Origin of the sequence: Rhizobium subbaraonis, assembly GCF_900220975.1 — a bacterium.
In the GTDB taxonomy this organism is placed as follows: Bacteria; Pseudomonadota; Alphaproteobacteria; order Rhizobiales; family Rhizobiaceae; genus Mycoplana; species Mycoplana subbaraonis.
In genome coordinates this window covers 179,659-203,753 of record NZ_OBQD01000003.1, presented here as the reverse complement: position 1 = coordinate 203,753, position 24,095 = coordinate 179,659, and the positions used below count along the sequence as shown (strand labels likewise).

General features: G+C 64.7%; 19 protein-coding genes. 4 read left to right on the top strand and 15 right to left on the bottom strand.

Features of this window, described 5'->3' with window-relative positions; genetic code table 11:
• Nucleotides 1–93 precede the first annotated feature (93 nt).
• The gene (locus CRO48_RS05430) at nucleotides 94–732 is read right to left on the bottom strand and encodes a 2-dehydro-3-deoxy-phosphogluconate aldolase (RefSeq protein ID WP_097137498.1); all 639 of its coding nucleotides are present in this window, start codon (nucleotides 730–732) and stop codon (nucleotides 94–96) included.
• Nucleotides 733–952: 220 nt separating this feature from the next.
• Between CRO48_RS05430 and CRO48_RS05425 the strand changes: the two genes are divergently transcribed.
• The 3 genes from CRO48_RS05425 (at nucleotide 953) to trhO (ending at nucleotide 3,433) form a co-directional block, all read left to right on the top strand.
• A complete protein-coding gene (locus CRO48_RS05425) occupies nucleotides 953–1,450 on the top strand; it encodes a CYTH domain-containing protein (RefSeq protein ID WP_097137061.1) in 498 nt (165 codons plus the stop codon).
• Complete coding sequence (locus tag CRO48_RS05420; protein ID WP_097137059.1) at nucleotides 1,425–2,327, top strand: CHAD domain-containing protein; 903 nt, start codon at nucleotides 1,425–1,427, stop codon at nucleotides 2,325–2,327. The genes CRO48_RS05425 and CRO48_RS05420 overlap by 26 nt, the downstream gene beginning before the upstream one ends.
• Nucleotides 2,328–2,488: 161 nt before the next feature.
• Nucleotides 2,489–3,433, top strand: a complete 945-nt coding sequence (trhO, locus tag CRO48_RS05415) for an oxygen-dependent tRNA uridine(34) hydroxylase TrhO (protein ID WP_097137057.1) — start codon at nucleotides 2,489–2,491, stop codon at nucleotides 3,431–3,433.
• Between the two features lie 167 nt (nucleotides 3,434–3,600).
• Here the strand turns inward: trhO and CRO48_RS05410 are convergent, their stop codons facing one another.
• The 8 genes from CRO48_RS05410 to CRO48_RS05375 all read right to left on the bottom strand — a co-directional run bounded on the left by CRO48_RS05410 (nucleotide 3,601) and on the right by CRO48_RS05375 (nucleotide 15,460).
• Nucleotides 3,601–3,939, bottom strand: coding sequence for a hypothetical protein (locus tag CRO48_RS05410; protein ID WP_097137055.1), 339 nt, complete (start codon nucleotides 3,937–3,939; stop codon nucleotides 3,601–3,603).
• A 146-nt stretch (nucleotides 3,940–4,085) separates the two neighbouring features.
• On the bottom strand, nucleotides 4,086–5,459 hold the full coding sequence (locus tag CRO48_RS05405; RefSeq protein ID WP_097137053.1) for a GH1 family beta-glucosidase: 1,374 nt from the start codon (nucleotides 5,457–5,459) through the stop codon (nucleotides 4,086–4,088).
• A 782-nt stretch (nucleotides 5,460–6,241) separates the two neighbouring features.
• Complete coding sequence (locus tag CRO48_RS05400) at nucleotides 6,242–8,794, bottom strand: arylsulfatase (protein ID WP_097137051.1); 2,553 nt, start codon at nucleotides 8,792–8,794, stop codon at nucleotides 6,242–6,244.
• Between the two features lie 357 nt (nucleotides 8,795–9,151).
• Nucleotides 9,152–10,336: a Gfo/Idh/MocA family protein gene (locus CRO48_RS05395; RefSeq protein WP_097137049.1), complete on the bottom strand. Its 1,185-nt coding sequence runs from the start codon at nucleotides 10,334–10,336 to the stop codon at nucleotides 9,152–9,154.
• Nucleotides 10,337–10,552: 216 nt separating this feature from the next.
• Entirely contained in the window at nucleotides 10,553–11,605 is a 1,053-nt protein-coding gene (locus CRO48_RS05390; RefSeq protein WP_097137047.1) for a sugar phosphate isomerase/epimerase family protein, read from the bottom strand.
• A 226-nt stretch (nucleotides 11,606–11,831) separates the two neighbouring features.
• Complete coding sequence (locus CRO48_RS05385; protein WP_097137045.1) at nucleotides 11,832–12,776, bottom strand: substrate-binding domain-containing protein; 945 nt, start codon at nucleotides 12,774–12,776, stop codon at nucleotides 11,832–11,834.
• Nucleotides 12,777–12,846: 70 nt separating this feature from the next.
• Entirely contained in the window at nucleotides 12,847–13,857 is a 1,011-nt protein-coding gene (locus CRO48_RS05380) for an ABC transporter permease (protein ID WP_097137496.1), read from the bottom strand.
• 76 nt (nucleotides 13,858–13,933) lie between these two features.
• Nucleotides 13,934–15,460 (bottom strand): sugar ABC transporter ATP-binding protein, encoded by a 1,527-nt coding sequence (locus tag CRO48_RS05375; RefSeq protein WP_097137043.1) that lies wholly within the window; start codon nucleotides 15,458–15,460, stop codon nucleotides 13,934–13,936.
• A gap of 172 nt (nucleotides 15,461–15,632) precedes the next feature.
• On the opposite strand from CRO48_RS05375, the gene CRO48_RS05370 reads away from it, so the two are divergent.
• Nucleotides 15,633–16,652 (top strand): LacI family DNA-binding transcriptional regulator, encoded by a 1,020-nt coding sequence (locus CRO48_RS05370; RefSeq protein WP_097137041.1) that lies wholly within the window; start codon nucleotides 15,633–15,635, stop codon nucleotides 16,650–16,652.
• 54 nt (nucleotides 16,653–16,706) lie between these two features.
• Here CRO48_RS05370 and CRO48_RS05365 read toward each other — a convergent pair whose 3' ends face one another.
• From CRO48_RS05365 to CRO48_RS05340, 6 genes are all read right to left on the bottom strand, one after another.
• Nucleotides 16,707–16,958, bottom strand: coding sequence for a GlsB/YeaQ/YmgE family stress response membrane protein (locus CRO48_RS05365; RefSeq protein ID WP_097137039.1), 252 nt, complete (start codon nucleotides 16,956–16,958; stop codon nucleotides 16,707–16,709).
• A 186-nt stretch (nucleotides 16,959–17,144) separates the two neighbouring features.
• Nucleotides 17,145–18,455, bottom strand: a complete 1,311-nt coding sequence (gene xylA, locus CRO48_RS05360) for a xylose isomerase (protein WP_097137037.1) — start codon at nucleotides 18,453–18,455, stop codon at nucleotides 17,145–17,147.
• 161 nt (nucleotides 18,456–18,616) lie between these two features.
• Nucleotides 18,617–20,071 (bottom strand): xylulokinase, encoded by a 1,455-nt coding sequence (xylB, locus tag CRO48_RS05355; RefSeq protein ID WP_097137035.1) that lies wholly within the window; start codon nucleotides 20,069–20,071, stop codon nucleotides 18,617–18,619.
• 9 nt (nucleotides 20,072–20,080) lie between these two features.
• Nucleotides 20,081–21,145, bottom strand: a complete 1,065-nt coding sequence (locus tag CRO48_RS05350) for a LacI family DNA-binding transcriptional regulator (protein WP_097137033.1) — start codon at nucleotides 21,143–21,145, stop codon at nucleotides 20,081–20,083.
• A gap of 91 nt (nucleotides 21,146–21,236) precedes the next feature.
• A complete protein-coding gene (locus CRO48_RS05345; protein WP_097137031.1) occupies nucleotides 21,237–22,397 on the bottom strand; it encodes a metallophosphoesterase in 1,161 nt (386 codons plus the stop codon).
• Nucleotides 22,398–22,477: 80 nt separating this feature from the next.
• Nucleotides 22,478–24,067, bottom strand: coding sequence for a DHA2 family efflux MFS transporter permease subunit (locus tag CRO48_RS05340; protein ID WP_097137029.1), 1,590 nt, complete (start codon nucleotides 24,065–24,067; stop codon nucleotides 22,478–22,480).
• Between the last annotated feature and the right edge of the window lie 28 nt (nucleotides 24,068–24,095).

The following is a 24,095-nucleotide window of genomic DNA, read 5'->3' as shown; positions in this document are numbered from 1 at the left end:
GGAATACAAACGCTGCTTGCAGGAAAAGAAATCGCCGCCCGGCGGAACCGGACGGCGATGGTGTTCCTGGCAGCCTTGGCGGGCGTCGGGCTTTCAGCCCTTCAGGCCCGCGGCTTCCGCTGCAAGTTTCGTGATGCCGGCCCAGTCGCCCTTTGCGACCAGTTCCTTCGGCGCGACCCAGGAGCCGCCAACGCAGATGACGTTCGGCAGCGAGAGATAGTCCCTGGCGTTTGCAAGCGAGATACCGCCGGTCGGGCAGAACAGCGTGCCGGCAAGCGGGGACGACAGCGCCTTGAGGTAGCTGGCGCCGCCTGCCTGCTCGGCAGGGAAGAATTTCAGCACCTGGTAGCCTTCCTCGCGCAAGGCCATGACCTCGCTGGCCGTCGCTGCACCGGGCAGGAGCGGTACGGACGACGCGGAGGCGGCATCCAGCAGTTCCTGCGTCGTCCCGGGACTGACGATGAACTGCGAGCCCGCCTCGACCGCCTGATCGAACTGGGCCGCGTTGAGGATCGTGCCGGCGCCGGCAACCGCCCCTTCCACCTCGTTGGCGACCAACCGGATCGCGTCCAGCGCAGCGGGGGTGCGAAGCGTGATCTCGATGGCCTTGAGGCCTCCGGCGACGAGCGCGCGCGCAAGCGGCACCGCGGTGGCGGCATCGTCGATGATCAGGACCGGAACCACCGGCTGGAGTTTCAGCACGGACAGAAGCTTTTCGGTTTTGTCGGCCATCGGCGCACCCTTAAAACGATTGAATGTGGCGCTGAAATACTCCCTCCTGGCGCGCATGTCGAGCAGAAAGCCCGCGTTTTCAGGTCGCGCTCTTCCTTCCGGCGCGGCTGACAAGCCTGTGACCGGGGCCTGAGAGGCTGTGTCCTTTCTTGCCTTGCCACGGTCCGTCGATGGTGTAGTGTTGCTCAAACCGACTATCCACAATGCGAAAGCGGGTGGCATGGCCAAGGAGATCGAAAGAAAATTTCTGGTATCCGGCAAGCGGTGGCGGCTTCTGGCCGACGCGGGTGAATCCATCAAGCAAGGCTATCTGACAACGATGGACGACCGCTCGCTGAGGGTGAGGGTCTATGGCGACGGGCGCGCCTGCCTGACCCTGAAGATCGGACAGTCGGCGCTGGAGCGCGACGAATACGAGTTCGACATAAGCCCCGAGATCGCGGCCGAAATGCTGGACCAGGCCTTGGGCACGGTGCTGGAGAAGGTGCGCTACCGGGTGGAACACAAAGGCTTCGTCTGGGAGATCGACGTCTATGGCGGACGCTATAGCGGGCTCGTCGTGGCCGAGGTGGAATTGGAAAGTGCTGCCGACCGGCCCGAGCTTCCCGATTGGGTCGGACGCGAAGTGACAGGCGACTTCCGCTATTCCAACCAGGCCATGGCCTTGTCCGAGGGAGCAATCGCGTCGTTTCATGAGCCTCACACTCAAAGCGGATAAGCCGCTCGAAGACGAAATCCGCCGCGTCGCCTCCAGCTACCTCAAGAAGGCGCGGTGCACACTTAAGAAACAGCCGGAAGGGCCGCACGAGGCCATTCACGCCGCGCGCAAGAAATTCAAGCGCGTCAGAAGCCTCTACAGGCTCGTGGCAAGCGCGGACAAACAGTTCCAGAAGCGCGAGAACGAACGCATCGGCACGCTCGGCCGCGGCCTCGGCTCGACCCGGGACGCGACCTCGCTTGTCGAAACGGCCCGCAGGCTGACGGGCGCGGCCTCGACCGTCGAGGAGCGCATGGCGCTGGAACGAATCCACGCCAAGCTGGAGGCGCGCCGCGATGCCATCACCCAGGATCAGGCGACGGATGAACTGCTCGAGCGCGCGGTCACCGTCTGCGACGACGCGCTGGCGGCCGTGCGCGATTTCAACCTGTCCTGCAGCCACAAACGTGCGGCGGAGATTCTGGGCGAGGGCTGGCGCAGGACCGGCCACAAGGCAGCAGTTGCGCTTGTCGAAGCGCGGGAGGCCGGCAATCCGGAATGCTTTCATACCCTTCGCAAGCGCACGCAGGACCGCTGGGTGCACTGCCGGTTCCTTGCCGAGGCCTGGCCGTCCGCGCTGGACACGACCCGCCAGCATGCCCGGCGGCTGGTCACCCTGCTGGGTGAGAACCAGGATATCGCGCTTCTGACGGCGTTCGCCGACACCCACCACGGCGAGATCGGCTCTCCCAAGGATCTCGCGCACCTGATTGCCGTCATGATTGCGGAAGGCGACCGGCTTCGCTCGGAAGCGCTGCCGCTTGCCGGACTGCTGTTTCCCGAAAACGCGCGGGCAGACGCCGAGCGCATCGAACTGCTGTGGCGGCACGCGGCCTGACGAGCGGCCGGACGGGCAGCCCAGGGAGCGACCCTGCAAGAGCCTCCTGGAAGAGGCCCATGGAAGCGGCCTTGGGAGCGGCTTGACGATTTGCCGCAGACGGGCCGGCATCAGTACGCGTGCAATTGCGCGCCAACGCGCAAAGCTGTATTCCAGCCCGCATGAGCGAACTCCAATCAGAACTCTCGCCGCCTGCCGGGGAAGCCTTCCTCGTTGCGGCCCTGTATCATTTCGTTTCCGTGCCGCGCTTTGCCGAACTGCGCGCGCCGCTGCAGGCGCTTTGCGAGGAAAACGGCGTACGCGGCACGCTGCTGCTGGCCCATGAGGGTATCAACGGCACCATCGCCGGACCGGCGGAGGGCATCCAGACGGTGCTCGCCTACCTGCGTGCGCAACCGGAGTTCGCAGGTCTGGAGCACAAGGAAAGCCGCGCCGCCGACATGCCGTTCCTGCGCATGAAGGTGCGGCTGAAGAAGGAAATCGTCACCATGGGGGTCGAAAACATCGACCCGAACCGGGTCGTCGGCACCTATGTCGAGCCGAAGGACTGGAACGCGCTGATCTCCGACCCCGGAACGATCCTCATCGACACCCGCAACGACTACGAGACCGCGATCGGCATCTTCAAGGGCGCGGTCGACCCGCAGACCAAGACCTTCCGCGAGTTTCCAGACTGGGTCCGCAACAATACCGGACTGCACAACAGGCCGAAGATCGCCATGTACTGCACCGGCGGCATCCGCTGCGAGAAGGCGACGGCCTTCATGAAGGAGCAGGGTTTCGACGAGGTCTATCACCTCAAGGGCGGCATCCTGAAATATCTGGAGGAAGTGCCCGCGGAGGAAAGCCTCTGGGAAGGCGCCTGCTTCGTCTTCGACGAGCGCGTCTCGGTCACCCATGGCCTGCAGGAAGGCGAGCATACGCTTTGCCGCGCCTGCCGCCACCCGTTGACCGCCGAGGACGTCACCGCCGACACTTTCGAGGCAGGCGTCTCCTGCCCGCACTGCTTCGAAGCCCGTAGCGACGAAGACCGGGAGCGGTTCCGCCAGCGCCAGAAGCAAATGGACCTGGCGAGAAAACGCGGCGAAAAGCACCTCGGAAGCTGATCGGGGCCTGCTACCCGCGCTGTTCGCACACACGGGCAAAGGGAAAGCGGGTACCGGCGACCGCGCGCCGCCGGTATCGTCAATGCCAGGCATCATGCCCGGGCGGCCGGGATCGCCGGCCGACGCCCGCACCGGCGTTCATCTGGTTTCTGCTCGACGAAGCGGTCTCAGACCCAGGCGCTGCGTTCGCCGAAGGCCGCGTTCTCGTCAAAATTGGCCGTTCCGATGCGTTCGCTTTCACCCGAAAGCACCTGCGGCGACGAATGCACCTGCTCGGACTTTGCCGCGTCCTGCGCCTCGATGGCAGCAAGCTGCGCTTTCAGTGCTGCGATAGCCTGTTCGATCTCGGCCTTTTCGTCGTCGGACTGGGCATCGCCGAGTTCCGCTTCCTTTGCCGCGATCTGTGCCTCGATTTCCGCCTTCCCCGCCGTGGAATCAGCGGCGGTCGAGGCCGAGCTCGTGGACGACAGTAGCGAGACTGTCGAGCTCGAAATGGCACTTACCATTGACGTCCTCATTTCCTTGATATGCTCCCGACCTGGATGACCGGCAGCGTTGCAACCATTGCGCCTGCGCGCAAAGCGGGTCAATCACAGTTGTCACCGGTAAAAAGTTGTATCGCTTCGTCCCGCCGCCACCTTGCGATCAAGCCTCACAGCGCTTTGTGGTTGCCCCTGGGAAACTGCTCCGCGAGCGCCTTGTACCAGTGGCCGCTCTTCTTGATCGTCCGGACTTGCGTGTCGTAGTCGACATGGACGATGCCGAAGCGCATGCGATAGCCTTCCGCCCATTCGAAGTTGTCCATCAGGCTCCAGGCGAAATAGCCGCGCATCGGGTAGCCTTCGGCAATCAGGCTGGCGGTGACGTCGAGATGCGCGGCGATGTAGTCCAGCCGCGGCTGGTCGTCGACTTCCCCGTCTTCGACATCCATGTTGTAGCACGCGCCGTTCTCGGTGATGTAGCACTCGGGAAGCCTGTAGGCGGCATTGAGCCGGCGGATCAGATCGCCGAGCGCGGGAGCATGGACCTCCCAGCCGATATCGGTCTTGACCTCGGCCATGGCCGGGGCCGGCAGCGTCGCCGGAAATTCCGCACCCGTTGCCGGATCGGCGACCACCCGCATCGGGGTGTAGTAGTTCAGTCCCCACCAGTCGAGCGGCTGGTGGATCGTCTCCATGTCGCCCGGCTCGATCTGCGGCATCCGGTGGCCGAGCGCGCTCATGAAGCTTTCGGGATAGGCGCCGGCGAAAACCGGGCCGAAGAAGACGCCATTGTGGAAATCGAAGGCGCGCCGCTCGGCGGCAAGGTCGTCCGGCCGCTCCGAGCCGGGATAGGTCTGGTGCGCGTTGAGAACGAGCCCCACCGGCAGTTCCGGCCGTTGCGAACGGATCGAAGCAACCCCGAGGCCGTGCGCGAGATTGGTGAAGTGGAGCGCATGCAGGGCCGCATCCATGTTGCGTTCGCCCGGCGCGTGGATGCCATAGAGGTGGCTGAGCCAGACCGAGCACCACGGCTCGTTGAAGGTGGCGACGGCATCGAGACGGTCGCCGAGACGGGCGGCGATCGTCGTGGCATAGCGCTCGAAGGCATGCGCGGTCTTTCGCGCGGTCCAGCCGCCATCGCCCATCAACGCCAGAGGCAGGTCCCAGTGGTAGAGCGTGGCAAACGCCTTGATGCCCCGCGCCCTGAGCCCGTCGACCAGGCGATCGTAGAAATCGAGCCCCTTCTCGTTGATCGGTCCCGTGCCCTCGGGAATAACGCGCGGCCAGGCGATCGAGAAGCGATAGGCCGAGACGCCAAGCGCCTGGATCAGGTCGAGATCCTCCTCCAGCCGGTTGTAGTGGTCGCAGGCAATATCGCCATTGTGCCTTTCGAAGACCCGGCCCGGCATGTTGGAGAAGGCATCCCAGATCGACGGCTTGCGCCCGTCCGCCTTCGACGCGCCCTCGATCTGGAATGCGGCTGTCGCCACGCCGAAGACGAAATCGCCGGGGAAACGTTCGGAGAGGGGCCTGGTGTCGGTCATTCGGTTATCCGTCGGTTGGGCGTTCGAAGCGTACGCGCGGCACATGCGTTATTGCACATGCGCTACTGCAACGTTGCAGTGGCGGATGTGCAGTAAAGAGCTTTGGCGGATTGTCAACCGGCAGGATGCGGAGAGGTCGGCATCCGCCGCCGCCACGCGCGGGACACCGCCGTGGTTCGAACCTGGCTGCCATTCGGACAGGGCGCTGGAAGCTGCCTCATCTGAAGTAAAGTATCGTGGCACCTTTCAGCGCCCCGTTCGGCGGTTTTTGTCCGCAACTTCGCCCTTCTGCTCCCGTCCTGCGACGGGCCTGTGCGCCACCCGGGCGCGTCCGGAGCGCAACTCGGAGCATGAAACTCCGCCGTCTCCAGAGGAGGGCCTTTCTGCGAACCCCTGATGCAGGGACATGCGTCCTTTCCCTGCAACAGGCGCCGGTTCCGCCTCGCCGCAACGCCTCACGGTGTATCCAAAAGCGGAACACGGAGATTATAGCCGGGATAAAAGGGCACGGGGATGAACGAAATGCCGATTGCAGGGGCGTTTAAAGATTTCTGTATTGAAATCAAGAATCTTGGCTCAGGCGTCAGGTGCAGAGGGCCGCAGCGATGTTCCCGCTTTTGCGCCGTCGCGGCGTCAGACGCGAAACGCGTTCACACATGGGACTGTCATACCAAGTCTCGATGACAGGGACCTATAGGATGCCTTCTCGGGCCGGTCCTATCGGTTCCTATCATCGAGACTTGGTATAAGTTCGTGCCGAACCGCGACTTGCAAGGCGCCGCTCAATGCGGCGCCGGCTGAAGATGGTGGATTGGCCTACCGTCTACCGCGATCGCCTGCGCGTTCTGCAACTGCTGGACATCGGCCTCGGACAGGGTCGGCCGGTCGACCTTCAGCGTCAGCCTGTCAAGTGTCGCAGTCAGGGCGAACGGCGGCTGATAGTCGTCGTCGTTCACGCCGGTCAGCGTATCGGAGCCGATATCGAAGCTCTCGTCCCACTGCAGGATCATCGGCAACGTATGGGCAAGGCGTTCGGTATCGACGACCTTGCCGTCGACCTTGAGCGTGCCGACACCGGGCTGGCCGAGACCGCTCATGTTGTTATAGGCGAGCGTGCCGGCGCCGAGGCCCTCATACTTGAAGTCGAACTCGATGGTGTGCTTGCCGGGCGCAAGCGCGTCCTGGCCTTCCCATTTGACACGCTTGAGATCGACGAGGTTCCACAGAAAGACCGGCCGTCCCTTGAGCAGATAGAAGCCGTAGCCCGCGAAGCGCCCGCCCGAAGTAAGGATCATTCCCTCCGCGCCGCCGTCCGGAACGTCGATCTCGGCGGTGATGGAATAGGACGTGTTGAGGAGGGAGGGCGAATCGCCCTGCGGCAACCCGACCATCGGCTGCGTGTAGACGAACTCCGTCCGGCCTGCAGTGATGTTGGGGCGCGGCGCGACGATGCGTGCCGCCACAGACGCATCCATGGGGAAGACCTGGTACTTCCGCGCCTCCTCGACGAACAGCTTTTTAAGCTGCGCCACCTTGTCCGGGTTCTGGTCGGCAATGTTGCTGGACTGGCTGAAGTCCTCCTGCAGGTTATAAAGCTCGAGCGTCTGGTTGTTGAGCGGATCCGGATTGGCAGGGCCGAAAGCTTCCCACGGCGCACGATTGACCTCAGTGCTGAGCAGCCAACCGTCGTTGTAGACCGCCCACTGCCCGAGCATTTCGAAATACTGCGTCTCATGGCGCGACGGAGCCTTGGCGTTGTTCTGGTCGAAAGTGTAGGCGAAGCTCGTGCCCTCTATCGGCGCCTGCGGGATGCCGTCGACGGTCTCGGGCGCGGGAATGCCCGTCACCTCGAGGATGGTCGGCACGATGTCGATGAAGTGCGTGAACTGCTCCCGCAGCCCGCCCTTGTCCTTGATGCGTGCGGGCCAGGATATGGCCATGTTCTGCCCAATGCCGCCGAGTTTCGAGGCATTCTGCTTGAACCAGCTGAACGGGGTGTTGAAAGCCCAGGACCAACCGGCCGACATGTGGTTGTAGGTCTGTTCCGTACCCCAGACATCATACCACTTCATCTGCGCCGCAACGGGCATATCGTTGATGCCGTTGAAGAAAGCAACCTCGTTCGGAGTACCGAGCGGGCCGCCCTCCGCACTCGTGCCGTTGTCACCGTTGATGTAGATGATGAGCGTATCGTCCAGCTTGCCCATATCCTCGATCGCCTGGACGACCCGGCCGATTTCGTGGTCGCTGTAGGCGGCATAGGCGGCAAAGATCTCCGCCTGCCTGATGAACAGCTTCCTCTCGTCCGCAGTCAGATCATCCCAGTTCTTCAGGACGCTGGTCGGCCACGGCGCAAGCTGGGTATCCTGCGGGATGACGCCGAGCTTCTTCTGGTTCTCGAAAATCCGGTCCCGAAGCTTGTTCCAGCCGTCGTCGAAGAGATGCATCGCCGCAATCTTGTCGACCCATTCCTTCGTCGGGTGGTGTGGGGCGTGGGTGGCGCCGGGGGCGTATTTGACGAGGAACGGCTTGTCCGGCAGCGTCTGGTTCAGGCGATGGAGATAAGCGATGGCATCGTCCGCCATGCCGGTCACGAGGTTCCATCCGGGCTTGCCCTCGAAGGGATAGATCTGGGTGGTGTTGCGAAAGAGATTGGGCTGCCACTGGTTGGCGTCACCGCCCACGAAGCCGTAGAAATATTCGAAGCCCATGCCGATGGGCCACTGGTCGAACGGACCGGCCTGGCTGGCCTCGAAGGCGGGCGTGTTGTGATCCTTGCCGAACCAGGCGGTGGAATAGCCGTTGTCGCGCAGGATGCGGCCGATCGTGGCCTTGTCCTTGCCGATGATGCTGTTGTAGCCGGGAAAGCCGGTGGATTGCTCCGAGATCACGCCGAAGCCGCTGGAATGGTGGTTACGCCCGGTGATCAGTGCCGCGCGCGAGGGCGAACACAGGGCCGTCGAGTGAACATTGTTGAAGCGCAGCCCTTCATTCGCGATGCGGTCCATGGCCGGCGTCGGGACGACGCCGCCGAAGGTGCTCGGCACGCCGAAGCCGGCGTCGTCGGTGACGATCAGCAGGATGTTGGGCGCTCCCTTCGGGGGCACGATGCGGGGAGCCCACCAGGCCTGCGAATTGAGGGCATCGTCCTTGATGACGCCGCCGAAGGCCGGATCGGGGGACGGCAGTTGCCTTCCGTCTATCGTGGTCGTCGCTGCCGGCGAGCCGACGGTGCCGGTCGTCTGGGCGTCGGAGGCATTTCCCACAGCCGGGAACGCCAGCGTCGCCGCGATCCCAAGGGCGCAGGCGACAAATCCAGATGTCTTGAAACGCATTGCCAATCCCCCATCGAAGGCAGCCTTCGATCGGCTGCACAAGACTAATTGACTGCTATCAACGCCTGCAACGCATCGCGGTCGACCCCGCAGCCATCCGGCATGCGGCAATCGCATTTTGCTGCTTTTGCGAAAGTTTCAGAGTTTCCAGACTCGACACGGCAGGACACATCCCGGGAGGAAAGTACCACCGGAAGAGATATTAGTGAACAATGAAATACATTTCGGCGTGTGCCGCCGTTTGCTTCACCTCCCCTCTGACGCGACCGGAAAGGGGAAGGGGAAGCGCAGCGAAAACTGCGCCTCCTGTCTGAAAGGCTCTATGCTGTCGTCCGCCGAAACCGGCCTCGAGATGGATCAGACCTTCACCCAGGCCCCGTTCTTCTTCGAGGACTGTACACAGGCGTCGACGAAGACCATGCCCTTCAGCCCGTCGTCGACGGTCGGGTAGAGGACGTCCGGATCGACCGCCTTGCCGCTGCGCTTTGCGAAGATCGCGCGGGCGGCTTCGGTGTAGATGTTGGCAAATCCCTCGAGATAGCCCTCCGGGTGGCCGGAGGGGACGCGGCTGACGCGGGCGGCGGCGGCCCCTGCCCCTGCGCCGCTGCGGGTGATGAGACGCTTCGGCTCGCCGAAGGGCGTATACCAGAGATAGTTCGGATCCGCCTGCACCCATTCGATGCCGCCCTTCGTCCCGTAGACGCGAACCTTCAGGCCGTTCTCGTGGCCGGGCGCCACCTGGCTGCACCAGAGCATGCCCTTGGCGCGCGCGCCGTCCTTCTCCTTGAAGCGCATCATCACATGGGCGTTGTCGTCGAGCTTGCGGCCCGGCACGAAGCTGTCGAGATCGGCGGACAGCTCCTCCAGTTCCAGCCCCGAGACGAAGCAGCCGAGATTGTAGGCGTGCGTACCGATGTCGCCGGTGGAGCCGCCGGCCCCGGAGCGGGCCGGATCGGTGCGCCATTCGGCCTGCTTGGATCCCGTCTGCTCGACAGCCTCCGTCAGCCAGTCCTGCGGATATTCCATCTGCACCAGCCGGATCGTGCCGAGCTCGCCGTTGGCGACCATTTCGCGTGCCTGGCGGACCATCGGATAGCCGGTATAGTTGTGCGTGAGAACGAACAGCGCCTCGCTCTCCTCGGCGAGCCTCTTCAGCTTCCTCGCGTCGGAAAGCGTCGAGGTCAGCGGCTTGTCGCAGATGACGTGGATGCCGCGCTTGAGGAATTCCCGGGCGGCCTCGAAATGCACGTGGTTCGGCGTGACGATGGCGACGGCCTCGATGCCGTTCTTCAGCTTGGACTCGCGGATCGCCATCTCCTTGAAGCTGCCGTAGCAGCGCGACGGATCGAGGCCGAGTTCGCGCCCCGATGCGACCGACTTCTCCGGCGTCGACGACAGGGCCCCGGCGACGAGCTCGAAATGATCATCGAGGCGGGCGGCGATGCGGTGCACCGCGCCGATGAAGGCGCCAGCCCCGCCACCCACCATGCCGAGCCGGATCCGCCGCTGCCGCGCCTCGGTCGCGCTTCCTTCGATTGCCATGCGTGTTCCTCCTGAAAAGTGTGTGTGTGTCGGATTTCGCCCCTCGCCCGCCTGCCGGCACCTTCTCCCCGCGAGCGGGGAGAAGGACGAAGATCGCGACGCTGCCTTTCGACGCGGCCGACCGGTCGGAGCGCGCCCCCTCTCCCTCCCTGCGGGAAGAGGGTTGCGGCGAGGGGCATCGGTTCAAAGGGTTGGTTCCAGGACGCGGGACTTGGCTCAGATCCCCAGCATGCGCCGGTTGGCCGCCTCGTCGGTGCCGGCGCCGGCGAAGTCGTCGAAGGCCTTTTCGGTGACGCGGATGATGTGATGCTTGACGAACTCCGCGCCCTCGCGCGCGCCGTCCTCGGGGTGCTTCAGGGCGCATTCCCATTCGACCACGGCCCAGCCGGAAAAATCGTTGGCCGCCATCTTGGAGAACACCGCGCCGAAATCCACCTGGCCGTCGCCGAGCGAGCGGAAGCGTCCGGCGCGGTTCACCCAGCCCTGGTAGCCGCCATAGACGCCCTGCCGGCCGGTCGGGTTGAATTCCGCGTCCTTGACGTGGAACATCCGGATCCGGTCCTTGTAGATGTCGATGTTGTCGAGATAGTCGAGGCACTGCAGCACATAGTGCGAGGGATCATAGAGCATGCAGGCGCGGGCGTGGTTGCCCGTGCGCTCCAAGAACATCTCGTAGGTGATCCCGTCGTGCAGGTCCTCGCCGGGATGGATCTCGTAGCAAACATCGACGCCGCAATCGTCGGCGTGGTCGAGGATAGGCTTCCAGCGGCGCGCGAGCTCGTCGAAGGCCGTCTCCACAAGGCCCGCCGGACGCTGCGGCCAAGGATAGACGAACGGCCAGGCCAGCGCGCCGGAGAAGCTCGCCATTGCGCCGAGCCCGAGGTTCTTCGAGGCCGTCAGCGCCATCTTCACCTGTTCGACGGCCCATTCCTGCCGCGCCTTCGGGTTGCCGCGCACCTCCGGTGCCGCAAAGCCGTCGAAGGCCTCGTCATAGGCCGGATGCACCGCGACAAGCTGGCCTTGCAGATGGGTGGAGAGCTCGGTGATCTCCACGCCGTTCTCGCGTGCCTTGCCGGCGAAATCATCGCAATAGGCCTTCGAACCGGCCGCCTTCTTAAGGTCGATCAGCCGGCCGTCCCAGCTCGGCACCTGTACGCCCTTGTAGCCGATGTCGGCCGCCCATTTGGTAATCGAATCCCAGGAATTGAACGGGGCCGCATCGCCGGCGAACTGTGCCAGGAACAGGGCCGGGCCCTTGATCGTCTTCATAGAGTTTTCCTCCCAACGCATGCGCGGCTCTGCGGCCGCGCTCCTCGAATATGGCCGCCCCCGTACGAAACTGCGCACCGAGACCGGGCCTGCAACGTTGCAGCTGTCCGGACGCTAGCGGGAATTGTACCGTGGGGCAATCGTTGCCCGGTCAGGCAAGGCTGAAAATTCCGGCATGCGAAAACCGCCGGACCAGGAACTGGCCCGGCGGGAACGGACGTTCCGATCAGAACGGCGAATCCGGGAAGTGGTAGTTCTTCGCGTTGTCGGGCGTGATCAGTGTGGCGTCCAGCGTGTAGGTGCCGTGGACGGGAACGCTGTCATAGATCGCGGCCGCCGTCAGCTCCATCGCGGTGCCGACCATCGACGGCGGATAGAGCACGTTGACGGGGATCATCTTGTCGCCGTCCATGACCTTCTTGATCATGTCCTTGGAGCCTGCGCCGCCGATGACATACTTGATGTCGGTGCGGCCGGCCTGCTCGATCGCCTGCAGAACGCCGACGGCCATGTCGTCGTCCTGGCACCAGACCACGTCGATCTTCGGATACTTGGTCAGGTAGTCCTGCATGACCTTGAAGGCGTCGTCGCGGTTCCAGTTGCCGAACTGGCGGTCGAGAACCTTGACGTTCGAGCCGGCGATACCCTTGTCGAAGCCGTCCTGACGCTGCTGGTCGATCGGGATCGGCAGGCCGCGGATGACGACGACTTCGGCGTCAGGCGTGTTTTCGGCGATGTACTTGCCGGCGACTTCGCCGAGCGCCGGATTGTTGCCGGCCACGTAGAGGTCGCGGACGGTGTTGTCGTTGACCGACGGCGCCCGGTCGACGATCGACACGAACGTGCCCTTGCCCTTGACTTCCTTGATCGCGTTGACGAGCGGATCCGGATCGGTCGGCAGGATGACGAGCGCGTCGATGCCCTGGATCTCCAGGTCCTGGATGGCGTTGGCCTGCGTTGCCGGATCGGGCGAGGTCTTGACGATGACGTTCAGGCCCGGATGCTCCTTCATCAGAAGCTCGGCGACGCGGTTGGCGTGGTAGACGACGCCGGCGGTCCAGCCGTGGTCGGCAGCGGGAATCGAGACGCCGATCGTCTTCGTTTCCTGGGCGTGGGCCGCACCGAACACCATCGTCGCGGCAACGGCGAGCCCCATCAGTCTCTTCTGCATGCTTTCTCCTCCCAAGGTGAGGGGGTCTGTCGATCAAGGGACGGGCTCTGCCCCCAAGAGCCCGGCCGGTTTACGATTTGCGCGTCAGCGAGCGCTGGACGAGCATCGCAACGATGATGATCGAGCCCTGGATGGCGCCGATCAGGTATTCGCTGATGAAGTTGGACAGCAGCATGATGTTGCCGACCAGTTCGAGGATGAAGGCGCCGCAGATCGTGCCCCACACCCGGCCGGCACCACCCTTCAGCGCCGTGCCGCCGACCACGACGGCCGTGATCGCCTGCAGCTCCCAGAGGATTCCTGTCGTGGCCGAGGTCGAGCCGAGACGCGGCACGTAGAGCAGGACGGCGACGGCGACGCACAGGCCCTGGATGACGAAGGCGATCGTGCGTACCCGGTCGACGGCGATGCCGGAATAGCGGGCCACCTCGCGGCTTGAGCCGACGGCGACCACATGGCGACCGTAGCGCGTGCGGTACAGCACGAAGGCGGCGATCGCGGTGACCAGCAGGATGACCAAGATCGGCACTGGCACGCCGAGGACGGTGCCGAAATAGGCCGGCCGGTACAGTGACTGCAGCTCGGGCGAGTTCAGCGTGATCGCGCCGCCCTGCGACAGCCAGGTGGTCAGGCCGCGGTAGATGCCCATGGTGCCGAGCGTAGCGATGAAGGGCTCGATCCGCCCGACGGTGGTGATCAGGCCGTTTGCGAGGCCGCAGGCGCTGCCGATGACGACGGCCAGGACCATGGCCGCAACCAGCATCAGCGACGGATCGGCAATCGCGCCCGAATTCATGAACAGGATCATCAGGCTTGCGACGAAGGCGACCATGGAGCCGACCGACAGGTCGAGATCGCCCGACGAGATCACGAAGGTCGCGCCGACGGCGATGATGGCGATGAAGGCACTGCGGGTGGCGACGTTGGCCAGGTTCGTCAGGCCGATGAAGTTAGGATTGACGAGTGCGCCGACGATGAGCAGCAGGACGAGCGCCGCAAAGGGGGCAACGGCCCTCAGGTCGACATCCCGCCAGGTGCGCCGCCGCGGCACGCGCTCCTCGATTTCGCTGTTGGTGCTCACTTCCACTTGAACCCTCCCGATGGGACCTTTTCGGCCCTTCCATCCCTGAATGCCGTTTGCGCGCCTGCGCGTGTTCTCAGACCGCCGTCTGTCGCCGCAGCCCGGCGGCGTAGCGCATGATCATCTGCTCGGAGATCTCCTCGCCCTCGAGCATGCCGACCAGATGCCCCTCCCGCATCACCGCGACGCGCGTGCACAGGCCGATCACCTCCGGCAGTTCGGAGGAGACGACGATGATGGAGCGTCCCTCGCGGGCGAGCGCTGCGATGAAGTGATAGATCTGCTGCTTCGTGCCGACGTCGATGCCGCGCGTCGGCTCGTCGATGATGATGATCTGCGGCTCGGTCTCCATGATCTTGGCAAGCAGCAGCTTCTGCTGATTGCCGCCGGACATGCGCCCGACGCGGACACGATCGTCACGCACGCGGATATCGAAGCGGCGCTTGGCGCGCGCCATCGCCTTGGCCTCGCTCGACGGGTCGAGATAGCCGTGCCGGACGTGCTGGCCGATCGACTGAAGAGTGAGGTTCGACGTCATGCCCTCGTCGAGCAGGAGCCCGCGGCCCTTGCGGTCCTTGGTCATGTAGGCGAGCCCGCGCGCCGTCGCCTCGCGGAAATCATGGACGGGCAGCGCCCTCCCCCGGATTTCGACGTCGCCGGTGGTGCGCGAACGCAGCCCCGCAATCGCCTCCATCAGTTCCGTCCGCCCCGAACCGATCAGGCCGGAAAAGCCGAGCACCTCGCCCTTGCGCAGATCGAAGCTGACGTCGCGCACATAGCCGGTGGAAAGGCCGCGCACCGAAAGCACGATCTCCTCGTCGACGTTCGGCTCGTGCTTGGAGGGGTAGAGGCTCGACAGTTCCCGGCCGACCATCAGTTGGGCGATCGCCTCGCCGTCGAGCAGCGAGGTCGGGGCCGTCTTGATCCATTGGCCATCGCGCAGCACGGTGACCCGGTCGCTGATCTCCATCACCTCGTCCAGCTTGTGCGACACGAAGACGAAGCTCGTCCCCTTCGCCTTCAGCTTCCGCACCTGGTCGAAAAGGACATCCGTTTCCTCGCGCGACAGCACCGCGGTCGGCTCGTCCATGAAGATCACGCGCGCTTCGCGGCTGATCGCCTTGGCGATCTCCACCATCTGCTTGTCGGCGACCGCGAGCGAACTGATCAGCGCGTTCTCGTCGACGCGGGATCCCAGCATGTCGAGCACGCGGCGCGTCTCCGCCCGCATCGCCCTGCGGTCCAGAACGCCGAACCGGCAGATCTCGCGGCCGAGAAACAGGCTTTCGGTGACCGTCAGGTGTTCGGCAAGGTTGAATTCCTGGTGGATCATGACGATGCCGAGCGCCTCGGCAGCGCTGTTGGCGGGCAGCGACACCGGCTCGCCGTCGAGCAGGATGCGCCCCGAGGTCGGAACCTCGAACCCGGACAGGATCTTGATGAACGTGGACTTGCCGGCACCGTTCTCGCCGACGAGCGCATGAACCTCTCCAGGCAGGACGTCGAGCTCGACGCTGAACAGCACCTGCACCTCGCCGAACGTCTTCGAGATGCGCTCGGCCTTGAGCACCGGCACGCGCGCTCCGTCCTCTGGTTTGACCATGATTTCCTCCCCGTGGCTCCCACCACTTGACGCACTGTGTAAACCTTTACACGACTTATGTAAAGGTTTACATTTGCGCACATCTGGGGGTTTTTGGGGTACCGCCAGCTTTCGCAGGCGCGACTTTGCCTTTAGGGTGCGCCCGATTCCCCTCCAATGGCAATCGGTACCCGTGTCGACCCAAACGCCAGCCACGATCGAAGATGTTGCCCGCCTTGCGGAAGTGTCGATCGCGACCGTGAGCCGCGCAATTCACAATCCCGAGAAGGTCGCCAAGTCCACCCGCCAGCGCGTCAATCAGGCGATCGCGATCACCGGCTACACGACCAACGCCATGGCGCGCTCCCTGCGCATGGGCCGCTCCAACATGATCCTGGTGCTGGCCCCCGACATCGGCGACCCGAATTTCTCCTCGATCCTGATCGGGCTGGAGAATGAGGCGCGCGCGCATGGCTATGGTGTGCTGATCGGCCACACGCAGAACGACCCCGAACGCGGCCTCGAATATCTGAAGTTCCTGAACTCCAACCAGGCCGACGGACTGCTGCTGTTCACCGGCCACGAGCCCTTCGGTCACCAGGAGATGACCCAGCGCCTGCCGCCAACGGTGGCCGTGTTCGAGCCCGTCTTCGGCAGCAGGATTCCCTATGTCGGCGTCGACGACACCGCCGGCGCCCGCAAGGCCGCCGAATACCTTCTGGCATCAGGCCATCGCTCGATCGCCTTCATCGGCGACAGCAAGACGCGGCTCGGCCATCTGCGCCGCCGCAAGGGATACGACCTCGCCCTCGACGCCGCCCGCATCGCCCCGGCCCAGCGGCTGGTGGTCGATGGCGAGGGCACGATCGAGAGCGGGCGGCTGGCGGTGGAGCAGCTGTTCATGCGCGACACGCTGCCGACCGCCTTCATGTGCGTCAACGACGCCACCGCCATCGGGGTGATGAACGGTCTTGCCGCGCGCGGCTACGATCTTCCGCGCGATTTCTCGGTGATCGGCTTCGACGACGTGCCGCAGGCCACCTACATGACGCCGGCGCTCACCACCGTTCGCCAGCCCCGCTCGGCGATCGGCAGGCAGGCGATGGCGCTGTTGCTGGAAAACCTGACGCAGCCGCTGACGGAACAGCGCGAGGTGCTGATCATGCCCGATCTCGTGGTGCGCGGCTCGGTCACCATGCCGGGCAAGCGCTAGGGTTTCCAGAAGCGGTATCGCTTCGGCTTCGGACAATCCGTCAACAGAAATAGCCTATCGCCTGATCGCCCTGGCGACGGCGATGAGGATGCAGGCGCCGATGAAGCCGGCGATCAGGTAGCCGAGCCAGCCCCCAAGGGATACGCCGAGAAGACTGAGAATGAGATTGGCGACGAAGGCGCCGACGATCCCCAGGACGATATTCATGAGCACGCCCATCTCGGACTTCATGAACCTCTCGGCCAGCCAGCCGGCGATCCCCCCGATGATGATGGCTGCGATCCAGCCGATACCTGTGTTTTCCATTGCGCCCTCCTGGCTTGCTCTGCACTCAAGAGAGTAGGGCAGCCGGCGCGCCCTTCAACTCTGGGCGGCACAGATACAGCCAAACAGCGCGCGACCGCGTTGTGGCAGCCGGCAATCGACGAAGGCGTCGGCTAAGTGACCGCGGCGCTCGCGCGCCGCGGCCGTTCCTATCCGTTGGAAAGCGCCTCAGACGTAGCGGTTGACCACGTTCTCCAAATATTCCTGGCGACCGGACTTCGGCTCCGGATTGACGTTCTCGTGCTCCACACGTGCGGCGATCTCTTCCAGCGAGTAGCCGCCGGAAAGCATCTTCTTCGCCTCGGCAGCGTTCCAGCCGGCATAGCGATCTTCCAGCGGCTTCGACAGGGCCTTGTCCTCCAGCATCCTTGCCGCTGCCTTCAGGCCGCGGGCGCAGCAGTCCATGCCGCCGATGTGGCCGATCAGCAGGTCTTCCGGATCGATCGACTGGCGGCGCAGCTTGGCGTCGAAATTGGTGCCGCCGGTGGTGAAGCCGCCGCCGGCCAGCACCTGGTAGAAGGCCAGCGCCATCTCCGGCACGTTGTTGGGGAACTGGTCGGTATCCCAGCCGGACTGGTAGTCGTTGCGGTTCATGTCGATCGAGCCGAAGATGCCGAGCGCGTTCGCCAGCGCCAGTTCATGCTCGAAGGAGTGGTTGGCCAGGATCGCATGGCCCTGTTCGATGTTGACCTTGACCTCGTTCTCCAGCCCATACTTCTTCAGGAAGCCGTAGACGGTGGCGACGTCGAAGTCGTACTGGTGCTTGGTCGGCTCCTGCGGCTTCGGTTCGATCAGGATTGCGCCCTTGAAGCCGATCTTGTGCTTGTATTCGACGACGAGGTTGACGAAGCGGCCGAGTTGGTCAAGCTCACGACCGATATCGGTGTTGAGCAGCGTTTCATAGCCCTCGCGCCCGCCCCACAGCACGTAGTTCTGTCCGCCGAGGCGCTGCGTTGCGTCGATGCAGGTCTTCACCGTCGCAGCAGCAAAGGCGAAGACATCCGGATCCGGGTTGGTGGCGGCGCCGCCCATGTAGCGGCGGTTGGAGAACAGGTTGGCCGTGCCCCAGAGCAGGTTGACGCCGGTCTCGGCCTGCTTCTTTTCGAAGTGATCGACGATCTCGTTGAGGTTCTTCGTGTTCTCGGCGAACGTCTTGCCCTCGGGGCGGACGTCGGCGTCGTGGAAGCAGTAGAACGGCACGTCGAGAAGCTGGAAGAATTCGAACGCGACGTCGGCCTTCAGCTTCGCGGCCTTCATCGAATCGTCGAACCAGGGCCGCAGGAAAGTCTGCCCGCCGAAGGGGTCACCGCCCGGCCAGACGAAGGTGTGCCAGTAGGCGACGGCAAAGCGCAGATGGTCCTCCATCCGCTTGCCGAGCACCACCTCGTCCTTGTTGTAGTGGCGGAAGGCGAGCGGATTGGTGCTGTCGGGGCCTTCGTACTTAATCTTGCCGATATCGCCGAAAAATCCGGTGCTCATGGGTATTTCCTCCTTGGATGGATAGGTTGCTCGTTGGGCATCCGCCCCCTCATCCGCCTGCCAGCCCCCTCTCCCCGCGAACGGTGAAAAGGGAGATTGCCGCGGCGTTTCCCTTCCCTCTCCGCGAATGAGGGAACAGGGCCAGGGTGAAGGGCCGGCAGTTAGTTCACCGCATCGCGGATCGCCGGATAAAGCCGGCGATAGCGGCCATAGGCCTCCTCATAGGCAGCGGCCAGCGCGGGCACCGGCTCGATCGTCTCCGCCGTCACAGGCGCGGTGCAGACGGAAACCGGGTCGGCCCCTGTCGCCGCGATCAGGCCGAGCCGCGCCGCACCGAAGGCGGCGCCGAAATCGCCGTCGGCCGGAACATCCACCGGCAGCGACAGCGCGGTTGCGATCGACTGCAGCCAGTAGCGCGAACGCGATCCGCCGCCGATCGCGGTGACACGGGTCAGCTGTGTGCCGGCGAGGCGAAGGGCCTCCAGACTGTCACGGATCGCAAAGGAGACTCCTTCGAGCACGGCTTGAGTCAGGACGGCGCGGTCGCTCTCGTGGCCGAGGCCGACGAAGGCGCCCCGGATGGAAGCGTCGTTGTGCGGCGTGCGCTCGCCGGAGAGGTAGGGAAGGAAGGTGACGCCCGTCGGCGCCTTCAACGACCCGCCGAGTGCCGCCGTAAGCTCGGCGGCGCTCACGCCCGTGACGCGCGAATGCCAGTTGAGCGCATCCGTCGCCGACAGGATCACGCCCATCTGGTGCCAGGTGTCCGGCAGCGCGTGGCAGAAGGCGTGAACGGCGCTTTGCGGGTTTGGCAGGTAGCTGCCGTTTGCAGCAAAAAGCACGCCCGAAGTGCCGAGCGACACGAAGGCCGCACCATCGCTGACCGTTCCCATGCCGCAGGCGGACGCGGCATTGTCCCCCGCCCCGCCGGCAACAACGACGCCATCGCCGAGGCCGAAGCGAGCGGCGAGTTCCTGACGCAGCGTTCCTGCACGGTCCGTCCCCTCGACGAGGCGCGGCATCTGCCGCTCCTCAAGCTCGGTCGCCGCCAGAAGTGCGGCAGACCAGGTCCGCGCACCGGTATCGAGCCAGGAGGTACCCGCCGAATCCGACATTTCCGACAGGTGTTCGCCGGTCAGCCAGAGGCGCAGGTAATCCTTCGGCAGCAGAACCCAGCGGACTTTCGCAAAGATTTCCGGCTCGTTGTTCTTTACCCAGGCGAGCTTCGGCGCGGTGAAGCCCGGAAAGACGATGTTGCCGGTGATCGCGCGAAAGCGCGGATCGGCGTCCAGCGCCGCGGCCTCGCCGTGGCTGCGGGTGTCGTTCCAAAGGATGCAGGGGCGCAATACGCCATCGGCGGCGTCGAGCAGGGTCGCGCCGTGCATCTGCCCCGAAAGGCCGATGCCGCGCACGGCGGCCAGTTCGGCCGGATGCGCTGCTCTCAGCGCGTCGAGCGCTTCGGTGGTCGCCGCGATCCAGTCGGCGGGGTCCTGCTCCGACCAGCCGGGGTGCGGGCGGGAAACCTCCAGCGCGCCGCTCGCCGAGCCGACGATCCGCTGGTCGGCGTCCATCAGCATCGCCTTGACGCCCGACGTGCCGAGATCGATTCCGAGATACATGGGCTCCTCCTAGCCTTCGCCTGCCAGCGCCGTGCCCGTCTCCGGATCCGGCGGCGGCAGGTTCTCCTTGATGAAGATGTCGATCCTGATGCGCTCCTGCGCGGCGACGGGCTTCATGCCGTCGGCCTTGGCGCGCAGCACGCGGATGGCGCTGCGCACCTCGTGGCCGGCGTCCTGGTGCAGCACGGCGTCGACGATACCGCTTTCGAGCCCCGCCCGCGTCGGGGGCGTCAATTCGTGCGCGATGACGCAAAGCCCGGGCCGGCCGGCCGCCTCGAGTGCGGCAACAAGGCCGGCATTGCCGGCGCCAAGGCTGTAGATGCCGGCAAGCCCCGGAAATTCGGCGAGGCAGCGGGCGACAAGCGCACGCGCACGCACCGGATCATCCTGCCCCTCCAGCACGTCGAGAACATGCCGGCCGCACCCCGCTTCAGCCATCACCGCGGAGAATCCGGAAAGGCGCTCGCTATGGTCGCGCACCCGCATCGAGCCGGCGAGGACTGCGACCGGCCCCTCCCTGTCGCCCAGAAAACGGGCCATCAGCGAACCCGCCGTGCGGCCGGCGGCAACGTTGTCGACCCCGCAGAAATGGTCGCGCCTTGAAGAGGCGAGGTCGGACACCAGCGTCACGAAGGCGACGCCTTCGGCATGCGCACGGTCGATCGCGTCAACGACTTCGGGCGCATCGACGGCGACGGCGGCAATGCCCGCCACTTCGCCCGCGACGGCCGCATCGATCGCCGCCGCCAGCGCGTGGGCGTCGAAGGGCGGCACGTTGACGACGGAGATGCTGGTGCGATCGAACGTCACGCGGTCCATCGCCTGCCGGACCTCGGCCTCGAGCCCGCGCATGAACGGGTTTTCGCCCTCGGGGATGATGAAGACCAGCGGATAGATCCGCCCCTTGGCAAGGTTGGCGGCCGCCACGTCACGGACGTAACCGAGGCGCTCGATCGCAGCCTCGACCTTGGCGCGCGTGACCGCGCGCACGCCGGGCCGGGCGTTGAGCACCCGGTCAACCGTCGCAAGGCTGACGCCCGCGCTGGCGGCGATGTCGTGAACCGTCGGTCGCATGAATTCCTCCGCGGCGACCTTTAGCGGCTTTTTTGATGTACGTAAATCAAAAAGTGGCTGGTGGCATGCGGCGGCGGCTCTGCCGCCTGTTTCAGCCGGTCAACGGCTTGCTGAAGGCATGAGTGAAGACGACCTCGCCGCGGTCGCCATAGGCCCTTCCCAGCACCACCTCGAACAGGTGGTCCCGCACGCGGGCGACGGCGAAGCCGCCCATATAGGAGGCGACCGGCTTGACGAGGTCGAGCCCTTCGGCGCGGTAGATCATCGGCGTCGGATGTTCGTGGCCGTGGAAGACGGCGACGACGTTGTATCCCGCGATCGTCGCAAGCAGCGCCTGCCGGTCGTCCTCGCTCCACCAGTGAGCCGCGCCGGCTCCGTGATCGTCGAAGGTGTGGGCCGCGGGATCCCATTTTTCGAGCGAGAACGGATCCCATCCGTAGTGCTGGAACAGAACGACCGGGCGTCCGTCCGCGGCATAGGTCGCAAGGTCGTCCTTCAGCCAGGCGAGGCCGCTGATCGCGTTTTTCGTCTGGTCGCCGCCGAAGCGCTGCAACTGCACCAGATGCAAGCCGCCCCAGTCCCACGAGTAATTGTCGGAGGCGACGTGGAAGTTCGTCACCGGCACCGGCGGCTTGTAGAACACCGAGCTGCGGTGGTTCATTTCCACGTAGTCGCGCATTTCCCGCCGATAGAAATCGGTATGGGGCGGCACGCCGTCCTGATCGAGATCGTGGTTTCCAAGGCCCGCATAGACGGGAAAGCGGAGCTGCCCCGGCGCGCCGCCCTGACGGTAGCGGTTGGCGAACTGCTGCAACTGCCACCCCTCGCCCGGCAGCTTCAGCTGACCGCCGCCGTCATCGGTCATGTCGCCGCCCATGACGACGCCAAGCGGTCGGCCGATCGGCTTGCCGGCGCTTTCCAGGCCGGTCGGCACGCCGTCGATCGCCTTCGGCCAGTCCTTCTCCTCCAGCGCGTTGAGCGCGCGCACGTGGCGCACGAGGTTTGCATCGGTCTTGCCTTCCGCCTCGCAATTGGGGCTCAACGCGTCCGCGGTGACCAGGCAGGCATGCACATCGGCGGCGAAGATGAAGGTCGCGTCGATCCTGGGCCTTGCGGGCAGGGCTGTGGGCTGCATCTGGTCTTGCGTCTGGGCGCTTCCGGGTACGCCGCGCAAGAGGCTGGCCGCACCCAGCCCGGCAGCCGTGCCAAGGAGGATGCGGCGGGAGAAAACAGGGGGTGGATAAGATGCCATGCCTTCACCGGATCGTCATGCTCGCGGCTGGCATCCTACCCGAAGTCGCGCGCAGGTACAGTCCCGCGCGCCGGCAAGCATCAATGGCCGCCGCCGCCGGCGTTTGCCTGCGGCTTCTTGATCAGCACCACGCAGAAGAGCATGCCGGCAAACAGCACCGTCAGGAACATGAACACGTCGCTGAAGGCCATAATCATCGCCTCGCGCTGCACCAGCCCGACCAACTGCTTGATCGCCGCGGTCGCGCCGTCCAGTCCGTGCGCCGTGTAATTGGCCGCCATGTCGCTGAGCCGCTCGACGGCTTCCGGACTGCCCCAGTTGACGTGCTCGCGCAGGCGCATGTAGTGCACGTCCTGGCGCGTCGTCAAAAGCAGGTTGATGATCGCAAGGCCGACGGCGCCGCCGAGGTTTCGGGTCAGGTTGTAGAGGCCCGAAGCGTTGCGTACGCGCGCCGGCGGCAGGGTTCCGAGCGCGATATTGTTGATCGGCACCATGCAGAGCATCAGGCCGACGCCGCGCAGGATCTGCGGGATGAACAGCTCGTAGAAGTCCCAGTCCGCGGTCAGCCCGGTCATGATGTAGGTACCGGCGCCGAAGGAGATGAATCCAACCGACATCATCACGCGCGGATCGAGCTTGGCGGACAGGATTCCGGCGACGGGCGCGGTGAAGAACATCGCCAGCCCCGAAACGAACATCGTCTCGCCGATCATCAGCGAATCGTAGCCGCGAATGCGACCGAGATAGACCGGGTAGAGGTAGGTCAGACCGTAGAGGCCTATGCCCATGATGAAGGAGAACATCGAGCCGAACGCGAAGTTTCGGTCTGCGAACGCCCTGAGATCGACCACGGGGAATTCCACCCTGAAGGCGCGGAAGAAGAACAGCGCAGCCCCAATTGCGCAGGCGATGGCGCCCATGACGATGTGTTCGTCATTGAACCAGTCGTTGGCGTTGCCCTCCTCCAGCACATATTCCAGCGAACCCAGGAACACAGCCATTGCCGCCAGGCCCATCCAGTCGAACCTCTTCAAGAGCGACATCTCGGGCTTGTCGAAATCGATGAAGTTCCATGCGACCACCGTCACGATGATGCCGGGAATGACGTTGATCAGAAACAGCCAGTGCCAGGAAAAGGCATGGCTGAGATAGCCGCCGACAGTCGGGCCGATGGTGGGGGCGAGCGTCGCGATGAGGCCGATGATCGGGTTCACCACGCTACGCTTCGAGGGCGGGAAGATCGTGAACGCCGCGGCGAACACCGAGGGAATCATGCCGCCGCCGATGAAGCCCTGCAGGGCACGGTAGACGATCATCTGCTCGATGTTCGTCGCGGTGGCGCACAGGATGCTGGCAAGCGTGAAGCCGGCGGCGGAAAAGGCGAAGAGATAGCGGGTCGAGACGATCCGGGCGAGCGTGCCCGACAGCGGGATCATGATCACTTCCGCGATCAGATAGGCCGTCTGGACCCAGGCGATCTCGTCCGAGCCGGCGCTGAGGCCCGCCTGGATTTCGGAAAGCGACGCCGACACCACCTGGATGTCCAGGATCGCCATGAACATGCCGATCACCATGGCGATGAAGGCGATCATCCGCCGCGGGTCCATGGTTTCGGCTGCCGGGGTCGCGGGCGCTATGCCCTTGCCCGGTAGTGTGGTGGTGGCAGACATGCCCTGCTCCGCTGGCACAGCATCGCCG